The 1,334-nt window shown below is 69.6% G+C and carries 1 protein-coding gene; it reads left to right on the top strand.

Annotation, left to right across the window (positions count from 1 at the left end; translation table 11 throughout):
• A partial coding sequence (locus tag DBR34_RS23250; RefSeq protein ID WP_258223956.1) for a PQQ-binding-like beta-propeller repeat protein occupies positions 1 to 1,334 on the top strand: 1,334 nt, incomplete at both ends.

The following is a 1,334-nucleotide window of genomic DNA, read 5'->3' as shown; positions in this document are numbered from 1 at the left end:
CTGTGGTTCGGCGCGGTGTTCGTGGGCACGTTGGTGTGGACAGGGTGGGAGTCGGGCAGCGACTACTGGCGCTGGGTGCCACGGCTGGGCCTGATCGTCGGCATCGGCCTGGTGCTGTCGCTGCTGCTGCCGACGCTGGACCGCCCGTTCTCGCGGCGGCTCTCGCGCAGCATTGCCGGCGTGCTGGCGCTGGTGTTCGTGGCCGCCTTCGCGCTGGCGTTCGTGCCGCATGGGGTCACCGCTGCCAGCGGCAGCTTCCCCGAGGCGATGACCAGCACCGGCCTGGCGCCGACCGCCGACGCACCGCTGCAGCCCGCCGACAAGCCGGGCGACGACGACTGGGCCGCGTACGGTCGCAACAACGCGGCCACGCGTTTCTCGCCGCTGCAGCAGATCACCCCGGACAACGTGGCCACGCTCGAACAGGCTTGGCTGTTCCGTACCGGTGACCTGCCGCAGAAGCGCTGGGGTGCTGAAACCACGCCGCTGAAGGTGGGCGACACGCTGTACCTGTGCACCGCGCGCAACCAGCTGGTGGCGCTCAACGCTGCCGACGGCACCGAGCGCTGGCGCTTCGATCCGAAGATCAAGGACAAGTCGATTCCCTACACCGCCGCGTGCCGTGGCGTGTCGTACTACGAAGTACCGGCGACCGCGCAGCAGGCCGCCGATGCCGACGTCGCCGCCGACCTCGCCTCGGGGCTGTCGCAGGTGCCGGTGCTGACCCAGCTGCCGCGCAGTGCCTGTTCGGCCCGCATCATCGAAGGCACCCTCGATGGCCGCCTGATCGCCGTGGACGCGGCGACCGGCAAGCCGTGCGCGGGCTTCGGCAACAACGGCCAGGTCGACATCACCCTGGGCATGGGCGACAGTCCGGCCGGGTATGTGTCGATCACCTCGCCGCCAGCGATCGTGCAGGGCGTGATCGTCACCGGTCACCAGGTGCTGGACGGCCAGCGCCGCGACGCGCCCTCCGGCGTGATCCAGGCCTACGACGCCATCACCGGGAAGCTGCGCTGGGCCTGGGACATGGACCAGCCCGAGCTGACCGGCCTGCCCGCGCAGGGCAAGACCTACACGCGCGGTACCCCGAACATGTGGACCACCGCCACCGGCGATGACCAGCTGGGCCTGGTGTACCTGCCGATGGGCAATTCGGCCGGCGACTACTGGAGCGGGTCGCGTACGGAGAACCAGAACAAGTACGCCACCTCGCTGGTCGCCATCGACGTCAACACCGGCAAGCCGGTCTGGCATTTCCAGGCGGTGCGCAAGGATGTGTGGGACTACGACATGGGCTCGCAGGCCACGCTGGTCGATTACCCGACCGCTGC

This window comes from Stenotrophomonas sp. HMWF003 (genome assembly GCF_003061285.1).
Taxonomy (GTDB): Bacteria; Pseudomonadota; Gammaproteobacteria; order Xanthomonadales; family Xanthomonadaceae; genus Stenotrophomonas; species Stenotrophomonas maltophilia_AP.
Note: the sequence above shows the minus strand (reverse complement) of the source record. Positions and strands in the feature narration are given on the sequence as shown.